Annotated in this window: 17 protein-coding genes; 14 read left to right on the plus strand and 3 right to left on the minus strand. The window is 46.2% G+C overall.

Annotated elements, in window-relative coordinates:
- Nucleotides 1-6 precede the first annotated feature (6 nt).
- Both ACGHVY_RS14660 and ACGHVY_RS14665 read left to right on the plus strand, forming a co-directional pair.
- Complete coding sequence (locus ACGHVY_RS14660) at nucleotides 7-1,476, plus strand: SusD/RagB family nutrient-binding outer membrane lipoprotein (protein ID WP_308745591.1); 1,470 nt, start codon at nucleotides 7-9, stop codon at nucleotides 1,474-1,476.
- 40 nt (nucleotides 1,477-1,516) lie between these two features.
- Complete coding sequence (locus ACGHVY_RS14665) at nucleotides 1,517-2,068, plus strand: lipid-binding protein (RefSeq protein WP_390599557.1); 552 nt, start codon at nucleotides 1,517-1,519, stop codon at nucleotides 2,066-2,068.
- 381 nt (nucleotides 2,069-2,449) lie between these two features.
- Here ACGHVY_RS14665 and ACGHVY_RS14670 read toward each other — a convergent pair whose 3' ends face one another.
- Nucleotides 2,450-2,848 carry a response regulator gene (locus ACGHVY_RS14670; protein ID WP_308745593.1) on the minus strand — a complete coding sequence of 133 codons (399 nt, stop codon included), beginning with the start codon at nucleotides 2,846-2,848 and terminating at the stop codon, nucleotides 2,450-2,452.
- Between the two features lie 118 nt (nucleotides 2,849-2,966).
- Here ACGHVY_RS14670 and ACGHVY_RS14675 point away from each other — a divergent pair, with 118 nt between their 5' ends.
- The 5 genes from ACGHVY_RS14675 (at nucleotide 2,967) to ACGHVY_RS14695 (ending at nucleotide 11,055) form a co-directional block, all read left to right on the plus strand.
- The gene (locus tag ACGHVY_RS14675) at nucleotides 2,967-4,604 is read left to right on the plus strand and encodes an ABC-F family ATP-binding cassette domain-containing protein (RefSeq protein ID WP_308745594.1); all 1,638 of its coding nucleotides are present in this window, start codon (nucleotides 2,967-2,969) and stop codon (nucleotides 4,602-4,604) included.
- Nucleotides 4,605-4,884: 280 nt separating this feature from the next.
- Nucleotides 4,885-5,301, plus strand: a complete 417-nt coding sequence (locus ACGHVY_RS14680; protein ID WP_308745595.1) for a DUF6769 family protein — start codon at nucleotides 4,885-4,887, stop codon at nucleotides 5,299-5,301.
- 86 nt (nucleotides 5,302-5,387) lie between these two features.
- The gene (locus tag ACGHVY_RS14685) at nucleotides 5,388-6,686 is read left to right on the plus strand and encodes an efflux RND transporter periplasmic adaptor subunit (RefSeq protein ID WP_390599558.1); all 1,299 of its coding nucleotides are present in this window, start codon (nucleotides 5,388-5,390) and stop codon (nucleotides 6,684-6,686) included.
- A gap of 74 nt (nucleotides 6,687-6,760) precedes the next feature.
- A complete protein-coding gene (locus tag ACGHVY_RS14690) occupies nucleotides 6,761-9,865 on the plus strand; it encodes an efflux RND transporter permease subunit (protein ID WP_390599559.1) in 3,105 nt (1,034 codons plus the stop codon).
- Nucleotides 9,862-11,055: a TolC family protein gene (locus tag ACGHVY_RS14695; protein ID WP_390599560.1), complete on the plus strand. Its 1,194-nt coding sequence runs from the start codon at nucleotides 9,862-9,864 to the stop codon at nucleotides 11,053-11,055. The genes ACGHVY_RS14690 and ACGHVY_RS14695 overlap by 4 nt, the downstream gene beginning before the upstream one ends.
- Here ACGHVY_RS14695 and ACGHVY_RS14700 read toward each other — a convergent pair.
- Nucleotides 11,050-12,513 carry a methyltransferase RsmF C-terminal domain-like protein gene (locus ACGHVY_RS14700; protein WP_390599561.1) on the minus strand — a complete coding sequence of 488 codons (1,464 nt, stop codon included), beginning with the start codon at nucleotides 12,511-12,513 and terminating at the stop codon, nucleotides 11,050-11,052. The two genes, ACGHVY_RS14695 and ACGHVY_RS14700, sit on opposite strands and share 6 nt — an antisense overlap.
- 108 nt (nucleotides 12,514-12,621) lie before the next feature.
- Between ACGHVY_RS14700 and ACGHVY_RS14705 the strand changes: the two genes are divergently transcribed.
- The 6 genes from ACGHVY_RS14705 (at nucleotide 12,622) to ACGHVY_RS14730 (ending at nucleotide 17,032) form a co-directional block, all read left to right on the plus strand.
- Nucleotides 12,622-13,344 carry a DUF6249 domain-containing protein gene (locus ACGHVY_RS14705; RefSeq protein WP_390599562.1) on the plus strand — a complete coding sequence of 241 codons (723 nt, stop codon included), beginning with the start codon at nucleotides 12,622-12,624 and terminating at the stop codon, nucleotides 13,342-13,344.
- A complete protein-coding gene (locus ACGHVY_RS14710; protein ID WP_390599564.1) occupies nucleotides 13,344-13,895 on the plus strand; it encodes an RNA polymerase sigma factor in 552 nt (183 codons plus the stop codon). Before ACGHVY_RS14705 ends, ACGHVY_RS14710 begins: the two co-directional genes overlap by 1 nt.
- Nucleotides 13,876-14,205, plus strand: coding sequence for a DUF5056 domain-containing protein (locus ACGHVY_RS14715; protein ID WP_390599565.1), 330 nt, complete (start codon nucleotides 13,876-13,878; stop codon nucleotides 14,203-14,205). Before ACGHVY_RS14710 ends, ACGHVY_RS14715 begins: the two co-directional genes overlap by 20 nt.
- A 197-nt stretch (nucleotides 14,206-14,402) precedes the next feature.
- Entirely contained in the window at nucleotides 14,403-15,674 is a 1,272-nt protein-coding gene (gene cls, locus ACGHVY_RS14720; RefSeq protein ID WP_390599566.1) for a cardiolipin synthase, read from the plus strand.
- Nucleotides 15,675-15,738: 64 nt separating this feature from the next.
- Nucleotides 15,739-16,533, plus strand: a complete 795-nt coding sequence (locus tag ACGHVY_RS14725) for a thymidylate synthase (RefSeq protein WP_390599567.1) — start codon at nucleotides 15,739-15,741, stop codon at nucleotides 16,531-16,533.
- A gap of 4 nt (nucleotides 16,534-16,537) precedes the next feature.
- Entirely contained in the window at nucleotides 16,538-17,032 is a 495-nt protein-coding gene (locus ACGHVY_RS14730) for a dihydrofolate reductase (RefSeq protein WP_308745605.1), read from the plus strand.
- 30 nt (nucleotides 17,033-17,062) lie between these two features.
- Here ACGHVY_RS14730 and ACGHVY_RS14735 read toward each other — a convergent pair whose 3' ends face one another.
- A complete protein-coding gene (locus tag ACGHVY_RS14735) occupies nucleotides 17,063-17,542 on the minus strand; it encodes an Lrp/AsnC ligand binding domain-containing protein (protein WP_308745606.1) in 480 nt (159 codons plus the stop codon).
- A 153-nt stretch (nucleotides 17,543-17,695) separates the two neighbouring features.
- Here ACGHVY_RS14735 and ACGHVY_RS14740 point away from each other — a divergent pair, with 153 nt between their 5' ends.
- The gene (locus ACGHVY_RS14740) at nucleotides 17,696-18,973 is read left to right on the plus strand and encodes an IgA Peptidase M64 (RefSeq protein ID WP_390599568.1); all 1,278 of its coding nucleotides are present in this window, start codon (nucleotides 17,696-17,698) and stop codon (nucleotides 18,971-18,973) included.
- Nucleotides 18,974-18,976 lie beyond the last annotated feature (3 nt).

The following is an 18,976-nucleotide window of genomic DNA, read 5'->3' on the forward strand; positions in this document are numbered from 1 at the left end:
TTGAAGATGAAAAAGATTAAATATTTATATATAGGTGTATTAAGCACCGTCCTGTCCGGAATGTTCACTTCCTGTGAGAACTACCTGGATGTCAATGAAAACCCGAACTATCCGGGCGAATCACAAGTTACCGTGACGTCCCTGCTCCCGTCCGCATTCACCGGCTCGGCAGCCGTGATGGGTTATCTATACCAGCTTTACGGCGGAATGTGGTCACAGCACTACACACAAAACCCGTCGTCCAGCCAATACATCACGCTGGTCAACTACGCCATGACTTCATCCAGCGACCTGCGTCTCTGGAGAATCCCTTATGCCGACGTACTGCCCGACCTCGACCTCGTGATTAAGAAATCGGAAGCCGAAGGCGCATGGAACTACTGGGTAGCAGGCAAAATCATGACTGCCTTCACCTATCATGTGCTCACCGACGCTTACGGTGACATCCCGTTCACCGAAGCGCTGCAAGGACAAAACTGTAAATATGACGACAGCAAAACAGTAGTATATCCGGGCATCCTGAAGATGCTGAATGACGCAATCGACAAAGAAGCCGACGCATCTGCACCGGGACTTCTGACAATGGGGGTGGAAGATTACATTTTCGACGGAGACATCTCCAAGTGGATCAAATTTGCCAAAACACTGAAACTCAAACTATTGATGAGAGACTTCAATGCAAACAAGACGGAGATACAAACGATGCTTGCCGCAGGAGGATTCCTGACAGACGGAGACGCTACGGTGCATTGCTTTGAGGACATTGTGAACAAATCGAATCCGTTCTATGAAAACGACCGTCGCCAGTTGAACACTACGAACAACGTGCGTGCTTGCACTACACTAGCTAACTATCTGGCAGCACACAACGATCCGCGTATCGAAGATTTCTATGACAAGGCGGCGGACGGCTCTTACAGGGCTATTCCGTACGGAAACAGAACGTCTACCGTTTACTCCATCCGGACAACAGCCCGTGCCACGATAGGTGCTCTCGACCCTGTCTATTATATGTCGGCTGCCGAAGCAGAATATCTGTTGGCAGAATGCTACGCACGACTGGCAGACAAAGCGAGTGCCAAAACTCATTACGACAACGCCGTAGAACTCTCATTCGAAAGATGGGGACGCGATGGCAGCTCATTCATCACAGCCGATGGCGACTACGAATTTGACAGTACCAATGAAGCCAGTATGTTGAAGTGCATCCTTACCCAGAAATGGATTGCCAGCACCCGTTGCCAAGCCTGGGACACCTGGTTTGACATCAACCGTACAGGAATACCGGCGATAGGAACACTGACTACGGAAAATCCGGGTTATGAACTGGGAACACTGGCATACAACGAGAACAGTTCTTTGGCCAAAGGACAATATGCCCACCGCTTCATCTACTCCAGAGAGTCATTGGACTACAACACCAACGCTCCTTCGGTAGTTCCGGGAATCACCGAACCGTTGTGGTGGCATAAATAAACGAATGGATATTGATTTTTAGAAAAAAGAAAGGATATATATGAAACCTATTAAATATTTATTTTTCCTGATGTTCGCCCTGGTGACTTTCGCTTCATGCGACACCTACGGAGACTATGAGCAGGAGTTTGCACCCACTTACCCGCTGGGCGGACAGTACTACGTAAAAGTGCTTGATGAGAACAATCAAGAGATAGTGATGCATCAAATGACAAGCGACGGGGTTACCTATAATGTATATGGAACCTATATGTATCTGTATAATACGGCTGAAAACGATAAAGACAAACTTTGGATCAAGCTGCCGAGTGACGACTCATTTGACGCCGGTATCCTGGGCAAAATCAGTTGTGACGTAACGGCACGCACTTTCAGCGGAACAGCCGGAAATATGGAAGCGGACGGTCATACAGTTGTCGGAGAATTTACCGTTACCTCAGGTGTCATGACCGAGAAAAGCGTGACAACACCGACAAACGGGAAAGCCGACGGCATAGAAGTCAAATACACTCTGAACGGAAAAACCTACACGGTGAAAGGTTTTCGCTGGACGGCATGGGACGAAGACGAGACTTGGTATTCTCCGGTATAAAAAGATTCTTCAGAGGGGATAGGCCAGCCTTATCCTCTCTCTCTAACTGAACTAATTTCTCTCAAAGGAGGGACTTTACATAGCGTCGCTTCTGAACTCTAACAAATTAACAGAGGCGAACAAAAATAGGCCAACCGTGAGGTTCGCCTATTTTACTTTTTTTAAGCACGGATTACTCTCTTATACACTATATTTCCAAAAGCCGTAAAAGCCGTGTATACCGTATAATTCGCACCTAAGAATTATCGTTTAATTGTGATGAAGCATGAAGATAAGCAGACTGAAAATGTAAACATACGGCACATTTTGTGATACCATTTTTCTACTGACCGATACTATTTTCTACCAATCCGCCCTATTTACTTTTTTTAAGTATCCATTCTACCATTGCAAGTCGGGTAAGTATTTACTTAGTGTAGTGCGGAGAATTCCCAAAGTGATCGGTTTCACCAGCACTTCCGTCGCTCCCGCGTTCATCGCGTTTTCCTTATCGGAGCTGAAAGCGTAAGCAGTCTGCATGATGATGGGGATTTCTGTATTGGACTCACGGATTATTTTCGTCGCTTCCAGTCCGTTCATTACGGGCATTTTGATATCCATCAGCATCGCTTTGACTTTTTCGTGGTGTTGCTGGAACAACTGCACCATTTCTTCGCCGTTTCTAGCCCATTCGATATCACATTTTTTACCTATGATAGCCTTTATTAATTTGAAGTTGCTGTCATCATCCTCAGCCACCAGAATCAGTGGACGGAATTCATTGGTTTGTTCACCTTCCATATTGTTTTACTATTGTTATTTTATCTGTTTTTTAAGGGTAGTCTCCCTTTTCAGCCCGCAAGGTATAAAAAATATTCATATATTTCGCTATCTTTGCGCTTCAAATTAAAAGAATAGTATGATTTCTGTTGACGGATTGGCCGTAGAGTTTGGCGGCACTGCTTTATTTAGTGATATTTCCTTTGTAATTAATGAGAAAGACCGCATCGCCCTGATGGGTAAAAACGGGGCAGGAAAAAGTACACTGCTGAAGATTCTGGCAGGTGTGCGGCAGCCTACCCGCGGCAAGGTTTCCGCGCCGAAAGATTGTGTGGTGGCTTACCTGCCGCAGCACTTGATGACGGAAGACGGACGGACGGTGTTTGACGAAACGGCACAGGCGTTCGCACATCTGCACGAGATGGAAGCGGAGATTGAGAGATTGAACAAGGAGTTGGAGACGCGGACGGACTACGAGAGTGACAGTTATATGTCACTGATTGAGGAAGTTTCCGCGTTGAGCGAAAAGTTTTACTCGATTGATGCCACGAATTACGAGGAAGATGTGGAGAAGGCGTTGCTGGGACTGGGGTTCAAGCGGGACGACTTCCAGCGTCAGACGAGTGATTTCAGCGGCGGATGGCGGATGCGTATCGAGCTGGCGAAGTTGCTGTTGCAGAAACCGGATGTACTGTTACTCGATGAGCCGACGAATCATCTGGATATCGAATCTATCCAGTGGTTGGAAGATTTTCTGATTAACAACGGTAAGGCGGTGATTGTGATTAGTCACGACCGCAAATTCGTGGATAATATTACGACACGCACTATTGAGGTGACGATGGGGCGTATCTATGACTATAAGGTGAATTACTCCCAATATCTGCAACTGCGCAAGGAACGCCGCGAGCAGCAGCAGAAGGCATATGACGAGCAGCAGAAGTTTATCGCCGAGACGAAGGAGTTTATCGAACGTTTCAAGGGGACGTACTCGAAGACGTTGCAGGTGCAGAGTCGCGTGAAGATGTTGGAGAAACTGGAGTTGCTGGAAGTGGACGAAGAGGATACGTCGGCATTGCGGCTGAAATTCCCGCCCTCGCCACGGTCGGGCAGTTATCCGGTGATTATGGACGGTGTAGGCAAGTCGTACGGTGAGAAGACGGTGTTCCGCAACGCGAATCTGACGATTGAGCGTGGGGACAAAGTGGCTTTCGTCGGCAAGAACGGTGAGGGTAAGTCTACACTCGTGAAGTGTATCATGAGGGAGATTGAGCACGATGGCACGCTGACGCTGGGGCATAATGTGCAAATCGGGTATTTCGCGCAGAACCAGGCATCGCTGATGGATGAGAACCTTACGGTGTTCCAGACGATTGATGATGTGGCGAAAGGCGAGATTCGGAATAAGATTCGTGATTTGCTGGGAGCTTTCATGTTTGGCGGGCCGGAAGAATCGATGAAGAAGGTGAAGGTGTTGTCCGGCGGTGAGCGGACGCGGTTGGCGATGATTAAGCTGCTGCTGGAGCCTGTCAATCTTCTGATTCTCGATGAGCCGACGAATCATCTTGACATGAAAACGAAGGATATTCTGAAACAGGCACTGCTCGATTTTGACGGAACGTTGATTGTCGTTTCGCACGACCGTGACTTCCTCGACGGATTGGTGACGAAGGTGTATGAGTTCGGCAACCAGAAAGTGACGGAACATCTTTGCGGCATCTATGAGTTCCTTGAGAAGAAAAAAATGGATTCATTGCAGGAACTGGAAAAGAAATAATATTTTTCAGACAGAAGAACATAAGAACAAAAATTAAAACTGTAGTTAAATAAACAGCAGGAATAATTTTCTAAGCGCAGCCTTTACGTTCTTTTGTTCTTATGTCTGAATTTATCAACTTATAACACCCTAATAAATAATAAAAAGAGGGTGATGGCTAGAAAAAGAAAGAAAAGTATTTGTATATTTGTGCACATTAATATAGCAGGACTTAGAAAGAACAAGCTATGTCAAACAAAGAAAAAGAACCACTAAAAAAATAATTTCTCTAAAAGAAAGGATGAAGGGGAAGAAACGAATGATAGTAACTCTGCTGTTTTTTATCAACATTATCATGTTGGTGGCAGCCGTTATTCCCCATCACCACCACTCCGACGGAATGATTTGCATGAAGCAGGACTTGCCGGTAGAACAGCAGTGCCCCATGCATCACCACCATCACCACCCGGCAAACGACTCGTGTTGCAGCAGCGAGTGCCTGACGCGATTTCAATCACCTATCCCATCCGTACATACGGATAGCGGTCCGGATTACGTATTCATCGCTACGCTGTTCACGGATGTAATCATAGAACATTTATTGCGACCGCAAGAGAGACGGGTCAAGAACTACTACGTCTACCGAGACTCTCTGCATGGTACGGATACTCCCCGTGCCACTTCCCTTCGCGCTCCCCCCTACTCTGTTTTTGCGTAAAAACGTGAATGCAAATCTGTTGCATCCGCATTACCGTATCTTTGTAACGTAAAAAAACAGTAAAACTCAGTAGGAAAATATCATTTATGAAGAAGATTTTTTTGATGGGAATCTTGGGCTTGTTCGCCTTAGGCTCCTGCACTAACAAAAATGTGCATAGTCATGACCATGAAGGACATGATCATAGTACCGTCACACACAACCATGATGGACACAATCACGAAGCGGAAGGGCATGATCACAAGGCGGAAGGCGCCGGACACAATCACGAAGGAGAATGTAATGGCGACCATAGTCACGGTTCCGCAAACAATCACAAGGGGGGTACCACCGACGGCCACAACGAAGCCGCCGATGCCCACAGCGACGAGATTATTCTCCCGAAAGCGAAAGCTGACGCCGCCGGAGTAAAGGTGAGCGTCGTAGAGCCCGCCCCTTTCCAGCAAGTCATCAAAACCAGCGGACAGGTACTGGCTGCACAAGGTGACGAATCCGTAGCCGTAGCCACAGTGGCAGGTGTTGTCTCTTTCCGCGGAAAGGTGACGGAAGGCATGAGCGTGGGACGCGGTACTCCGTTGGTAACCATTTCTTCGCACAACATCGCAGACGGCGACCCGGTGCAGCGTGCCCGCATCGCTTACGAAGTTTCGAAGAAAGAATACGAACGTATGAAAGCGCTTGTAACCAACAAAATCGTATCCGACAAGGATTTTGCACAGGCGGAACAGAATTACGAAAATGCCCGCATCAGTTACGAAGCGCTCGCAAAGAATCATTCGGCAATCGGACAGAATATCACCGCACCTATCGCCGGCTACGTGAAGAGTATCCTTGTGAAAGAGGGAGACTATGTGACCATCGGACAACCGCTGGTCAGTGTGACGCAAAACCGCCGTCTGTTCCTCCGTGCCGAAGTGTCGGAAAAGTATTACCCGTATCTCCGTACAATCAATTCCGCCAATTTCCAAACACCTTATAATAATATGGTGTACGAGTTGAGTGCGTTAAACGGCCGACTTCTTTCTTTCGGAAAGACATCGGGTGACAATTCTTTCTACGTGCCCGTGACTTTCGAGTTTGACAACAAAGGCGATATCATTGCCGGCTCGTTCGTAGAGGTTTATCTGCTTTCTTCACAACTGGAAAATGTGCTCTCCCTTCCCCGCACAGCATTGACCGAGGAGCAGGGAATATTCTTTGTATATCTGCAACTCGATGAGGAAGGATACAAGAAGCAGGAAGTCACTCTAGGTGCCGACAACGGCAAGAGCGTGCAAATCCTGACCGGAATAAAACCGGGCGACCGTGTAGTGACCGAGGGAGCTTATCAGGTTCGCCTGGCAAGCGCCAGCAACGCCATTCCTGCGCACAGCCACGAGCACTAAGCGGCAAGGTGCCGCAGCCGGATTTCCTTGCGGTGCATCTATCCAATTTTGTATCACTCAATTGATGAATTATCATGCTTAACAAAATCATACATTACTCCCTGCACAACCGCCTGGTTGTGCTCTGCGCGGCCGTTCTCCTGCTCATCGCGGGGACTTACACTGCCATGCATACGGAAGTAGACGTTTTCCCCGACCTCAATGCCCCTACGGTGGTCATCATGACCGAAGCCAACGGCATGGCAGCCGAGGAAGTGGAACAACTCGTCACCTTTCCTGTCGAAACAGCCGTGAACGGTGCTACCGGTGTACGCCGCGTACGCTCCTCTTCCACCAACGGTTTTTCTGTTGTATGGGTAGAATTTGACTGGGGAACAGATATTTACCTTGCCCGTCAGATTGTCAGCGAGAAACTGGCAGTAGTCAGCGAATCTCTCCCTGCCAACGTCGGCAAGCCGACTCTCGGCCCGCAGTCTTCGATTCTCGGTGAAATGCTTATCGTCGGTCTGACTGCCGACTCGACCTCGATGCTCGACCTCCGGACGATTGCCGACTGGACGATTCGTCCCCGCCTGTTGTCTACCGGTGGTGTGGCACAGGTGGCAGTACTGGGCGGAGACATCAAAGAATACCAAATTCAGCTAGACCCGGAACGGATGCGCCACTACGGCGTTTCAATGGGCGAAGTGATGACTGTCACCCAGGATATGAACCTCAATGCCAACGGTGGCGTGCTATACGAGTTTGGAAATGAATACATTGTACGTGGCGTACTCTCCACATCAAAAATAGAAGAGCTCGGCAAAGCTGTCGTGAAAACGGTGAACACTTTCCCTGTGACACTGGAAGATATCGCTGATGTGAAAATCGGACCGAAAGCTCCGAAACTGGGAACGGCTTCCGAGCGCGGCAAACCTGCCGTACTGATGACTGTCACCAAACAACCTGCCACCAGCACGCTCGAACTGACAGACAAACTGGAAGCTTCGCTGAAAGACCTTCAGAAGAATTTGCCTGCGGACGTGAAAGTGTCTACCGATATCTTCCGTCAGAGCCGTTTTATCGAAAGCTCTATCGGCAACGTGAAAAAGTCGCTTTTTGAAGGTGGTATCTTTGTGGTCATCGTTCTTTTCCTGTTCCTGGCGAATGTGCGCACAACGGTGATTTCGTTGGTGACATTGCCTATCTCGCTGCTTGTTTCTATTCTGACGCTACATTACATGGGGCTGACTATCAATACGATGAGTCTCGGCGGTATGGCGATTGCCATCGGTTCGCTGGTGGACGACGCAATTGTCGATGTAGAGAATGTGTACAAGCGGCTGCGGGAGAACCGCCAGAAACCGGAAGCCGAACGGCTTAGTACGCTCGAAGTGGTGTTTAACGCCTCTAAAGAGGTGCGTATGCCTATCCTTAATTCGACATTAATTATTGTTGTCAGTTTTGTTCCTCTTTTCTTCCTGAGTGGAATGGAAGGACGTATGCTGGTTCCATTGGGCATTGCGTTTATCGTGGCACTGTTTGCTTCAACGGTAGTTGCACTCACGCTGACACCGGTGCTCTGTTCATATCTACTAGGCAGCGGCAAGACGAACAAGGAGCTGAAAGAATCTTTCGTAGCACGTTGGATGAAAGGGATTTACGGAAAAGCTCTTACATGGGTGCTGGCACACAAACGGTTGACTTTGGGTAGTACTATCGGACTGTTTGTTATTGCTCTCGGTGTGTTCTTTACTCTCGGACGCAGTTTCTTGCCTTCTTTCAACGAAGGTTCTTTTACTATCAATATCAGTTCTCTGCCGGGTATCTCTTTGGAAGAAAGCAACAAAATGGGGCATCGCGCAGAGGAATTGTTGCTCACCATTCCCGAAATACAGACGGTGGCCCGCAAAACGGGGCGTGCCGAATTGGACGAGCATGCGCTTGGCGTGAACGTGTCGGAAATCGAGGCGCCTTTTGAACTGAAAGATCGCCCGCGCAATGAGCTTGTTGCCGAGGTTCGCGAGAAGTTGGGTACAATCACCGGCGCGAATATAGAAATCGGCCAGCCTATCAGTCACCGTATCGATGCTATGTTGTCCGGTACAAAGGCGAATATTGCTATCAAACTTTTTGGTGACGACCTGAACAAGATGTTCTCGCTCGGCAACCAGATAAAAGGGGCTATCGAGGATATTCCGGGCATCGCCGACCTCAACGTGGAGCAGCAAATCGAACGTCCACAGTTGAAAATCCAGCCGAAACGGGAAATGCTGGCCAAATTTGGAATCACCTTGCCGGAATTTTCGGAGTATGTCAACGTAGCTCTCGCAGGAAAAGTCATCTCACAGGTTTACGAAAAGGGGAAGAGTTTCGACCTTATCGTCAAGGTGAAGGATGACGCGCGAGATGAAATGGAGAAAATCCGCAATCTGATGGTGGATACCAACGACGGCCGCAAAGTTCCTCTGAACTACGTGGCGGAAGTGGTTTCGTCCATGGGGCCGAACACAATCAACCGCGAAAATGTAAAACGTAAAATCGTGATTTCCGCCAACGTGGCCGACCGTGACTTACGCAGTGTGGTGAACGACATCCAGGAACGTATCGACACGTCCGTACAGCTCCCCGAAGGGTATCACATCGAATATGGCGGACAGTTTGAAAGCGAACAGGCTGCCAGCCGGACATTGGCACTGACTTCATTTATCAGTATTGTCGTTATCTTCCTGCTGCTTTACCATGAATTCCGTAACGTGAAGGAATCCGGCGTTATCTTGCTGAACTTGCCGCTTGCACTGATTGGCGGCGTATTTGCACTGGTTATCACCACGGGAGAGGTGAGCATTCCGGCTATCATCGGCTTTATCTCTCTGTTCGGTATTGCGACCCGAAACGGTATGTTGCTCATCAGCCACTACAACCATCTGCAAAAAGAGGAAGGTCTGAATGTCTACGACAGCGTGATACTGGGGTCTCTCGACCGTCTGAACCCGATTCTGATGACTGCATTGTCTTCTGCCCTGGCACTGATTCCACTTGCACTAGGTGGCGATCTGCCCGGAAACGAGATTCAAAGCCCGATGGCTAAAGTTATTCTGGGCGGACTTTTAACATCTACATTCCTGAACGGTTTCATTGTCCCGATTGTTTACCTGATGATGCACTCCCCCAAAAAACAAATAAAAGAAAAAGTATGAAACGAATTATTATCATAGGTTCTTTTACTGCTACAGCACTTTTCGCCCTGACAGGCGGTGCACATGCTCAGAGTAGCATAGAGCAGGTATTAAAAAATATAGAAACGAATAATAAGGAATTGCAGGCAAATGCCCAACTTATTACTTCGCAAAAATTGGAATCCCGAACGGAGAATAACTTGCCCGACCCCACACTTTCTTATGCGCATCTTTGGGGTGCGAAAGATAAGAGTGAAACAATTGGCGAGCTGGTTGTTTCACAAAGCTTCGATTTCCCCAGTTTATATGCAACACGCAATAAGCTGAACCGATTGAAAGCCGAAGCTTATGACAGTCAGGCAGATGTTTTCCGCCAAGAGAAATTATTGCAAGCAAAAGAACTTTGCCTGGATATTATCATGCTCCGCCAGCAGAAAAACATCCTGGAAGAGCGTCTGCGCAATGCGGAAGAGCTTGCCAAGATGTACACCAAACGTCTGCAAACGGGAGACGCGAATGCACTCGAGACGAACAAAATTAACCTGGAACTGCTGAACGTGAAAACAGAAGCGTCTCTGAACGAGACGGCACTTCGCAATAAGTTGCAAGAACTGAATACGTTGAACGGAAATATTCCGGTAGTTTTCGAAGAGAATCAATATGCGGCTGTGCCTTTCCCCTCTGATTATCAGATTTTGAAGTCTGAGGTGATGTCCGCAGACCGCACGTTGATGGCACTTGGCAACGAGAGTCTGGTTGCTCGCAAACAGATTGCTGTCAACAAGTCTCAGTGGCTACCGAAACTGGAGTTGGGTTATCGACGGAATACAGAGACGGGAGTACCGTTCAACGGTGTAGTGGTCGGCTTTTCTTTCCCAATTTTCGAAAACCGGAATAAGGTAAAGATTGCCAAAGCACAAGCGCTGAATATTGACTTGCAAAAGGATAATGCCGCATTGCAGGTGGAATCTGAACTGGCACAGCTTTATCGGGAAGCTAAAGCGCTGCATACTTCTATGGAAGAATACAGCAAGACTTTCCAGTCCCAACAAGACCTGGCATTGCTAAGACAGGCTTTAACGGGCGGACAAATCAGCATGATTGAATACTTTGTCGAGGTATCCGTGATTTATCAAAGCCACCAGAATTATTTGCAACTGGAAAATCAGTACCAAAAAGCGATGGCACGAATTTACAAAAGTAAACTATAAGATCTTTATCTCGTCCGGCAAATATCCGCTACGGATACGCCACTCTTGCGGATAAAGATTGTTTGCACGATTGCCGATGTTCTTTACGAAACCGAGAGGGATATTCCGGTAAGTAAGTAAAATATAACCGCGAGGGGCTGTTGCCGACAAGGCAATGGCCTCTTTCCGTAAATAGGCAATCGCTTGTTCATAAGTTATATCTTCGGTTGCAAAAGCTCCCTGCCGCAATAGCGCGGAACTCATCGCCAAAGCGTGGTCGGGAATCAAATCCTTCCCTTTCACCTCTCCTATGCCAACTCCCGCCAATACGATTTTCAGACTTTGCTTCATAGCTGCCAGTTCTTCAACGTATTGTTGCGGAAAGGCTTGAATCTTGGTTCCCTCTACCGATACTATATATCCGTGGGATTTCTCTTCATTCAGCCAACTCTTGACTATATTCAGATGCTCTTTGGAGACAACTGAAGGGATTGCCCCGCCTTTCTTATCCTTTTTCTTTGCTGCCTTGTTTTTTGAAGAAAGAAAAGCTGGCATAGTATCTGCTTCTGTTTCCGGTTTGCGAAGGGCAGCAAGGAAAAAGCCTTCGCCTTTGGTTTTGTGCGGGAAGAAATGGTAGACGGAAGCCACTTGTTCAGAATTCCCGCCCATATCTGGGGTATCAGACTTCTTATATAAGAGATTTCCTGTTATATTCCAGTCTTCCGAAATGTCCAGGACTAGCGGTTCGGCTCCAAATTCTTGCTGAATCCAACAGACGTTTTCTTCGTCTTCTCTTGTATTATAGGTACACGTACTATATATAAGAATTCCACCGGGCTTCAAGGCAGGCCAGATATCTGCGATAATTCTTCGCTGCCGTTGCCAGCATATTTCCACATTTTCAGGACTCCACTCTTCAACTGCTACCGGATCTTTGCGGAACATTCCTTCACCGGAACAAGGAACGTCGGTCAGAATCACGTCAAAGAAAGACGGCAAGGACGAAAAATCAGCAGGATCATTGTTCGTAACAACTACATCCGGATGTCCCCACTTTGTCAGGTTCTCCGCCAAAATCTGCGAACGGTTTCTGATGACTTCATTGGCAACCAACAGACTTCCTTCAGGAAGTACACTGCGGGCATGAGTCGATTTTCCACCGGGGGCAGCACAGAGATCCAACATCACCACCGGCTCTGTGACATATTGCCGGAGCACCTGCTCTACAAACATGGAAGAGGCTTCCTGAACATAATAGCACCCCGCATGAAACAACGGGTCGAACGTAAAAGTAAGACGCTCATCAAGATAAAAGCCCTCGGATGCCCAAGGAACGGGAACAAGTTGAGAATCCATTCTCAACTTGTTAAACCTTATGCTGACAGGAGGTTCCTGTTGGATAGCAACAGCCAGTTTGTCGTATTCTTCATCGCCCAATAAAGAGCGGGTGTACTTTATGAAAGAAGCGGGTAAATCCATTTTCGTATAATAATTTGCGCAAATATCAAAAATATTTCGTCTCTTTGCAACTTTCTCGGATATTAACTACGTCTAACAGACAAAGAAACAAATAAAAGAACTATTTATATGAAAAATTTTCTACTTGCTTTGATGGTTGTATTGACCACTTGCACATTGGCTATCGCCCAAAATAATACGACTATTATACGTGATTCCGTTGGAAGCGTAAAAGTTAGTGTAAAAAAAGGCAGTAAAGCGAATGCGAACAACACTGCTGTGACAGTGATTGGTGTGGACACTACGGATGCTGACTCTACCGAAGTTGATACAGATTCAAGCAGCGTAAGTCATGGTAACGCCAGTTTTACCATAAATACGGATGATGACGATTTTCCATTCAACAAATTCGGCAATGCCATTAGCGGTGGCATTCTAGTAGCTATTATCAGTATAATCGCCGTATTCGGGTTACCGGTATTTATTCTATTTGTCGTATTCTTCTTCCGTTACAAGAACCGGAAAGCACGCTATCGCCTTGCCGAACAGGCACTTGCAGCAGGACAACCGTTACCGGCGGATTTTATCCGTGAAAACAAACCTGTCGACCAACGCTCACAAGGTATCAAAAATACATTTACCGGTATCGGGCTTTTTATCTTCCTTTGGGCAATCACAGGTGAATTCGGAATTGGCGCTATCGGACTTCTAGTCACATTCATGGGTATCGGACAATGGATTATAGGTTACAATCAGAAACAAAATCCGGATACATCCGATACATGGATGCACAATATCGGCTCCAAAGAGAAAGGTAACGGGCTGAATGAAGAAAAGAACGAAGAAGAATAATGAGTCAACTCAACGATATATCGCTAGTCGCACAGGTCGTGGTGTTCAAGAACACCAGGGCCTTCGACCAGTTAGTGGGAAAGTACCAGTCGGCTGTACGGCGGTTCTTCCTGAACCTGACTTGCGGCGACAGCGAATTGAGTGATGACCTGGCGCAAGACACCTTTATCAAAGCATACACGAACATTGCTTCTTTCCGAAACTTATCCAGTTTCTCCACGTGGCTGTATCGTATTGCCTATAATGTTTTTTATGATTATATTCGCAGCCGAAAAGAGACGGCTGAGTTGGATACAAGGGAAATAGACGCCATCAACAGCACCGAACAAGAAAATGTCGGTCAGAAAATGGATGTCTACCAGTCACTCAAAACGCTCAAAGAAGTGGAAAGAACCTGCATCACGTTGTTCTACATGGAAGATGTAAGCATCGACAAGATTGCGGGGATAATAGGAATACCGGCAGGAACGGTGAAAAGCCACCTGTCGCGTGGAAAAGATAAATTAGCAATGTATTTAAAACAAAACGGTTATGACAGAAGTAAACAATGATAAGCTCTTGCGGGATTTCTTCTCGAAAAACAAGCAGGAAATAGCGGACAACGGATTCAGTCGCCGTGTCATGCACCACTTGCCCGACCGAAGCCGTCGGCTGGCACGTATCTGGAGTGCTTTCATTATGGCGGTAGTAACTGTACTTTTCGTTTGGCTGGGCGGTTTGGAAGCTACTTGGGGAACGATAAGGGATGTGTTCATCGGTATGCTCAATCATGGCACCACAAGCCTTGACCCGAAATCAATAATTATCGCAACGGTTGTCCTGATATTCATGGCAACCCGTAAAGTGGCCTCCATGGCGTAAATGCTATTGGAAACATATATAATTACAAACCTGGAGAACGTCTGTTTATCTCCGGGCTTTTTTATTCTTCATAGCAAGAAATCTTTATTAACTGTTCTGTCTGTTAAACAATAATAAATCTACCCTTTCTTCCGGGCAGCCCCAAACTTAGATGTTGTATCTTTGTTGTTCTGTAAACTAAAATAGAGAGAAAAGTTTTGAAACTACGTATATTTATTTTATTTCTGTTTTTGTCTTTATTACGTGCCCAGGCAGATGTTATCGACAGCTTGATGACGTATCCCCGGGACTCTATCGGGCTAACGAGGGATTCTCTCGTATTGCATTTCCTGGGAGAATCGGGAATCCCTGTCTCCGATAATAATAAAGTCAAACTGCTGAAAAGCGGACGGGAGAAGTTTATCGATTTATTTGAAGCCATACGGGAAGCCAAACACCATGTCCATCTGGAATATTTCAATTTCCGCAATGACTCCATTGCCAATGCCTTATTCGACCTGCTGGCCGAAAAGGTGAAGGAAGGCGTTGAAGTACGGGCGATGTTTGACGCTTTCGGCAACTGGTCGAACAATAAACCGCTAAAAAAAAGACATCTCAAGAAAATACGCGAACGGGGCATCGAGATTGTTAAATTCGACCCGTTTACTTTCCCTTATATCAATCATGCCGCCCACCGCGACCACCGGAAAATCGCCGTTATCGATGGAAAAGTGGCTTATACAGGTGGGATGAATATCGCTGATTACTACATCAACGGTTTACCGAAAATCGGAACATGGCGGGATATGCATATGCGCATTGAAGGGGATGCGGTCAACGACTTGCAGGAAATATTCCTCACAATCTGGAACAAGGAGACTAAACAGAATATAGGCGGAGAAGTTTATTTTCCCCTGCATAAAGAGCAGACGGACAGTACTAATATCGTGGTTGCCATTGTCGACCGTACTCCGAAGAAGAACAGCCGTATGCTGAGTCATGCGTATGCGATGAGTATCTATTCGGCACAAAAGAATGTGCACATTGTCAATCCTTACTTCGTGCCTACTTCTTCCATTAAGAAAGCGCTGAACCGCTCTATCGACCGGGGGGTAGACGTGACAATAATGGTTTCTTCCGCTTCTGATATTCCGTTTACACCGGATGCGGCGCTCTACAAACTGCATAAACTGATGAAAAGAGGGGCAACCGTCTATATGTACAACGGCGGATTTCATCACTCGAAAATTATGATGGTAGACGATTTGTTCTGCACGGTCGGCACCGCCAACCTGAACAGCCGTAGCCTACGATATGATTACGAGACGAATGCCTTCATTTTTGACAAGAAAACGACTGCCGAACTAAATAGTATGTTTCACAACGACATCGAACACTGTACCCAACTGACACCTGAATTTTGGAAAAAGCGTTCACCCTGGAAAAAGTTCGTCGGATGGTTTGCGAATTTATTCACCCCATTTTTGTAATTTTGCGCAAACGTGTAATTCCTCATGTGATGAATTCACCAATGATTTGATAATTTATTTACGTATGAAACAATACCTGGATTTACTCAACCGTGTGTTAACGGAAGGCACGGAAAAAAGCGACCGCACCGGAACGGGAACCATCAGCGTTTTCGGTCATCAAATGCGCTTCAATCTCGAAGATGGTTTTCCTTGTCTGACAACGAAGAAACTGCATTTAAAATCAATCATATATGAGCTGCTCTGGTTTCTGCAAGGGGACACCAACGTGAAATACCTACAAGAACACGGAGTACGTATATGGAATGAGTGGGCCGACGAGAACGGTGACTTAGGTCACATCTACGGTTACCAGTGGCGCTCATGGCCTGATTACAACGGTGGATTTATCGACCAAATCAGCGAAGTAGTGGAAACGATCAAACATAGTCCGGATTCACGCCGCATCATCGTAAGCGCCTGGAACGTGGCTGACTTGAATAATATGAATCTCCCACCCTGTCATGCGTTCTTCCAGTTTTATGTGGCGGACGGACGGCTGAGCCTGCAACTTTACCAACGTAGTGCCGATATTTTCCTCGGTGTTCCTTTCAACATCGCTTCTTACGCATTATTATTACAAATGATGGCACAAGTGACAGGATTGAAGGCCGGTGACTTTGTCCATACTTTCGGTGATGCACATATCTATCTGAATCACTTAGAACAGGTAAAACTGCAACTGTCGCGCGCACCCCGCCCATTGCCGCAAATGAAAATCAACCCGAATGTGAAAAATATCTTCGATTTCAAATTTGAAGATTTTGAATTAGTCAATTACGATCCGCATCCGCACATTGCCGGAGTAGTAGCCGTGTAATCCTATGAGTAGAATATCAATTATCGCCGCCGTTGACCGGCATATGGCAATAGGTTTTCAGAATAAACTTCTTTTTTGGTTGCCAAACGACTTGAAACGCTTCAAGTCGCTGACTACCGGAAATACAATTATAATGGGACGCAAAACTTTCGAATCTCTTCCGAAAGGTGCATTACCCAACCGTAGAAACGTAGTACTGTCTTCGAATCCGGCAACTGAATGTCCTGGCGCTGAAGTTTTTCCTTCACTCGAGGCCGCCCTGCAAAGTTGTCTGGAAAACGAACATGTATATATAATCGGGGGGGCAAGCATTTATCGGCAAGCGCTTCCTCTTGCGGATGAACTCTGCTTGACAGAAATAGACAGTACCGCCCCGGAAGCTGATGTCTATTTTCCAGAAGTTTCTCCGGAGATATGGCAAGAAAAAAACAGAGATGCTCATCCTGCGGATGAGAAACATCTCTGCTCCTATGCTTTTGTCGATTACGTAAGAAAGTAGATCTACCTTCTGTCCGGAACAAAGTATTGATTAATCTTCGTCATCTACGTCGACCATTATAGGCATCTGCCGCTTAATGGCTTCGTGGAAGGAGATAAGCGTTTCCGTACGCGCCAACCCCAGCGGTTGCAACTTATCGTGAATAATACTCAACAAGTGGTGGTTATTCTTTGCATAAATCTTAATGAACATGTCGTATTTTCCGGTGGTGAAATGACATTCCACTACTTCAGGAATAGCCTCCAAGGCTTTTGTCACCGAATCAAATGATTCGGGATCTTTCAGATATATACCGATATAAGCACAAGTCTCATATCCTACTTTTTCGGGGTCAATAACATATTCCGAACCTTTGAGTATACCCAAGTTAGTCAGTTTCTGAATACGTTGATGAATTGCAGCACCGGATACATTACAAGCTCTTGCCACTTCCAAAAAAGGAATACGGGCATTGCCTGCAATCAGTTTCAGTATTTGTTCATCTAAAGTATCTAATTGATGATGTCCCATTTCTTAAACCAAATTGTTTTTATCTATGAATCTTTTGTGCAAAGTTAGCGATTTTCCGGCAACAAATACTATAATCTATTACTTTTATTTATACGAAGCAGATAAATCAACAATAGTTTGTATCTTTGCAAAAAACATAAATATACCATTTATATGAAACAAATTTGCTGTATCGTTCTATTCTTCTTAACTTTTGCAGAAGGCTATGCACAGAACTTTGCCGATTATTTTCAAGACAAAACATTGCGAGTGGACTATATTTTCACCGGAAATGCCAAGCAACAAGCTATCTACCTGGATGAACTGTCACAGCTCCCTTCCTGGGCCGGTCGACAACACCATTTATCCGAACTTCCTTTGGAAGGCAACGGACAAATCATCGTGAAAGACCTTGCCACGAAACAGTGTATTTATAAGACTTCTTTCTCTTCTCTATTTCAAGAATGGCTGACTACGGATGAAGCCAAAGAAACAGCAAAAGGATTCGAAAACACTTTTCTTCTCCCTTATCCCAAACAAGCGGTCGAAGTGGAAATTACTTTATATTCTCCACGCAGGGAACTAATGGCCAGCTACAAACATATTGTCCGCCCGAACGATATTCTGATTCATAAACGTGGTGTGTCACACATCACTCCACACCGTTATATGCTTCAAAGTGGTAATGAGAAGAATTGTATAGACGTCGCTATTCTTGCTGAAGGATACACGGAAAAGGAAATGGAGCTATTCTACCAGGATGCACAAAACGCCTGTGAAAGTCTTTTTTCACACGAACCATTTCGTTCTATGAAAGACAAATTCAATATTATTGCCGTTGCCAGTCCGTCTACGGATAGCGGTGTAAGTGTCCCCCGCGAAAACCAATGGAAACAAACGGCTGTTCACTCCCACTTCGACACTTTCTATTCGGATCGTTATCTGACTACCAGCCGGGTGAAATCAATCCATAACGCTCTAGCCGGTCTCCCTTACGAGCATATTATTATTCTCGCCAATACTGATGTATACGGTGGTGGTGGAATCTATAACTCTTACACCTTGACTACCGCTCATCATCCGATGTTCAAGCCGGTAGTAGTTCACGAATTCGGGCACAGCTTCGCCGGATTAGCCGACGAATATTTCTATGAGGATGATACAATGACAGATACTTACCCACTGGATATCGAACCGTGGGAACAGAACATTTCTACACGAGTGAACTTTGCTTCCAAATGGGAGAATATGCTCCCGGCAAGCACTCCAATACCAACTCCTACTGCTGAAAAGAAGAAATATCCGGTTGGAGTGTACGAGGGAGCCGGTTATTCTGCCAAAGGTATTTACCGCCCCGCCTATGATTGCCGTATGAAAACTAACGGATATCCGGAATTTTGCCCGGTTTGCCAACGTGCCATCCGCCGGATAATCGAATTTTATATTCCTTAAAAA

Origin of the sequence: Bacteroides sp. f07 (genome assembly GCF_042854785.1) — a bacterium.
Classification (GTDB): Bacteria; Bacteroidota; Bacteroidia; order Bacteroidales; family Bacteroidaceae; genus Bacteroides.

Coding starts and splice junctions, on each gene's coding strand:
- ACGHVY_RS14670 (WP_308745593.1), bottom strand. CDS start 2,848: ATGGAAGGTGAACAAACCAATGAATTCCGTCCACTGATTCTGGTGGCT.
- ACGHVY_RS14685 (WP_390599558.1), top strand. CDS start 5,388: ATGAAGAAGATTTTTTTGATGGGAATCTTGGGCTTGTTCGCCTTAGGC.
- ACGHVY_RS14740 (WP_390599568.1), top strand. CDS start 17,696: ATGAAACAAATTTGCTGTATCGTTCTATTCTTCTTAACTTTTGCAGAA.
- ACGHVY_RS14725 (WP_390599567.1), top strand. CDS start 15,739: ATGAAACAATACCTGGATTTACTCAACCGTGTGTTAACGGAAGGCACG.
- ACGHVY_RS14695 (WP_390599560.1), top strand. CDS start 9,862: ATGAAACGAATTATTATCATAGGTTCTTTTACTGCTACAGCACTTTTC.
- ACGHVY_RS14665 (WP_390599557.1), top strand. CDS start 1,517: ATGAAACCTATTAAATATTTATTTTTCCTGATGTTCGCCCTGGTGACT.
- ACGHVY_RS14735 (WP_308745606.1), bottom strand. CDS start 17,542: ATGGGACATCATCAATTAGATACTTTAGATGAACAAATACTGAAACTG.
- ACGHVY_RS14690 (WP_390599559.1), top strand. CDS start 6,761: ATGCTTAACAAAATCATACATTACTCCCTGCACAACCGCCTGGTTGTG.
- ACGHVY_RS14675 (WP_308745594.1), top strand. CDS start 2,967: ATGATTTCTGTTGACGGATTGGCCGTAGAGTTTGGCGGCACTGCTTTA.
- ACGHVY_RS14660 (WP_308745591.1), top strand. CDS start 7: ATGAAAAAGATTAAATATTTATATATAGGTGTATTAAGCACCGTCCTG.
- ACGHVY_RS14700 (WP_390599561.1), bottom strand. CDS start 12,513: ATGGATTTACCCGCTTCTTTCATAAAGTACACCCGCTCTTTATTGGGC.
- ACGHVY_RS14730 (WP_308745605.1), top strand. CDS start 16,538: ATGAGTAGAATATCAATTATCGCCGCCGTTGACCGGCATATGGCAATA.
- ACGHVY_RS14715 (WP_390599565.1), top strand. CDS start 13,876: ATGACAGAAGTAAACAATGATAAGCTCTTGCGGGATTTCTTCTCGAAA.
- ACGHVY_RS14680 (WP_308745595.1), top strand. CDS start 4,885: ATGAAGGGGAAGAAACGAATGATAGTAACTCTGCTGTTTTTTATCAAC.
- ACGHVY_RS14710 (WP_390599564.1), top strand. CDS start 13,344: ATGAGTCAACTCAACGATATATCGCTAGTCGCACAGGTCGTGGTGTTC.
- ACGHVY_RS14705 (WP_390599562.1), top strand. CDS start 12,622: ATGAAAAATTTTCTACTTGCTTTGATGGTTGTATTGACCACTTGCACA.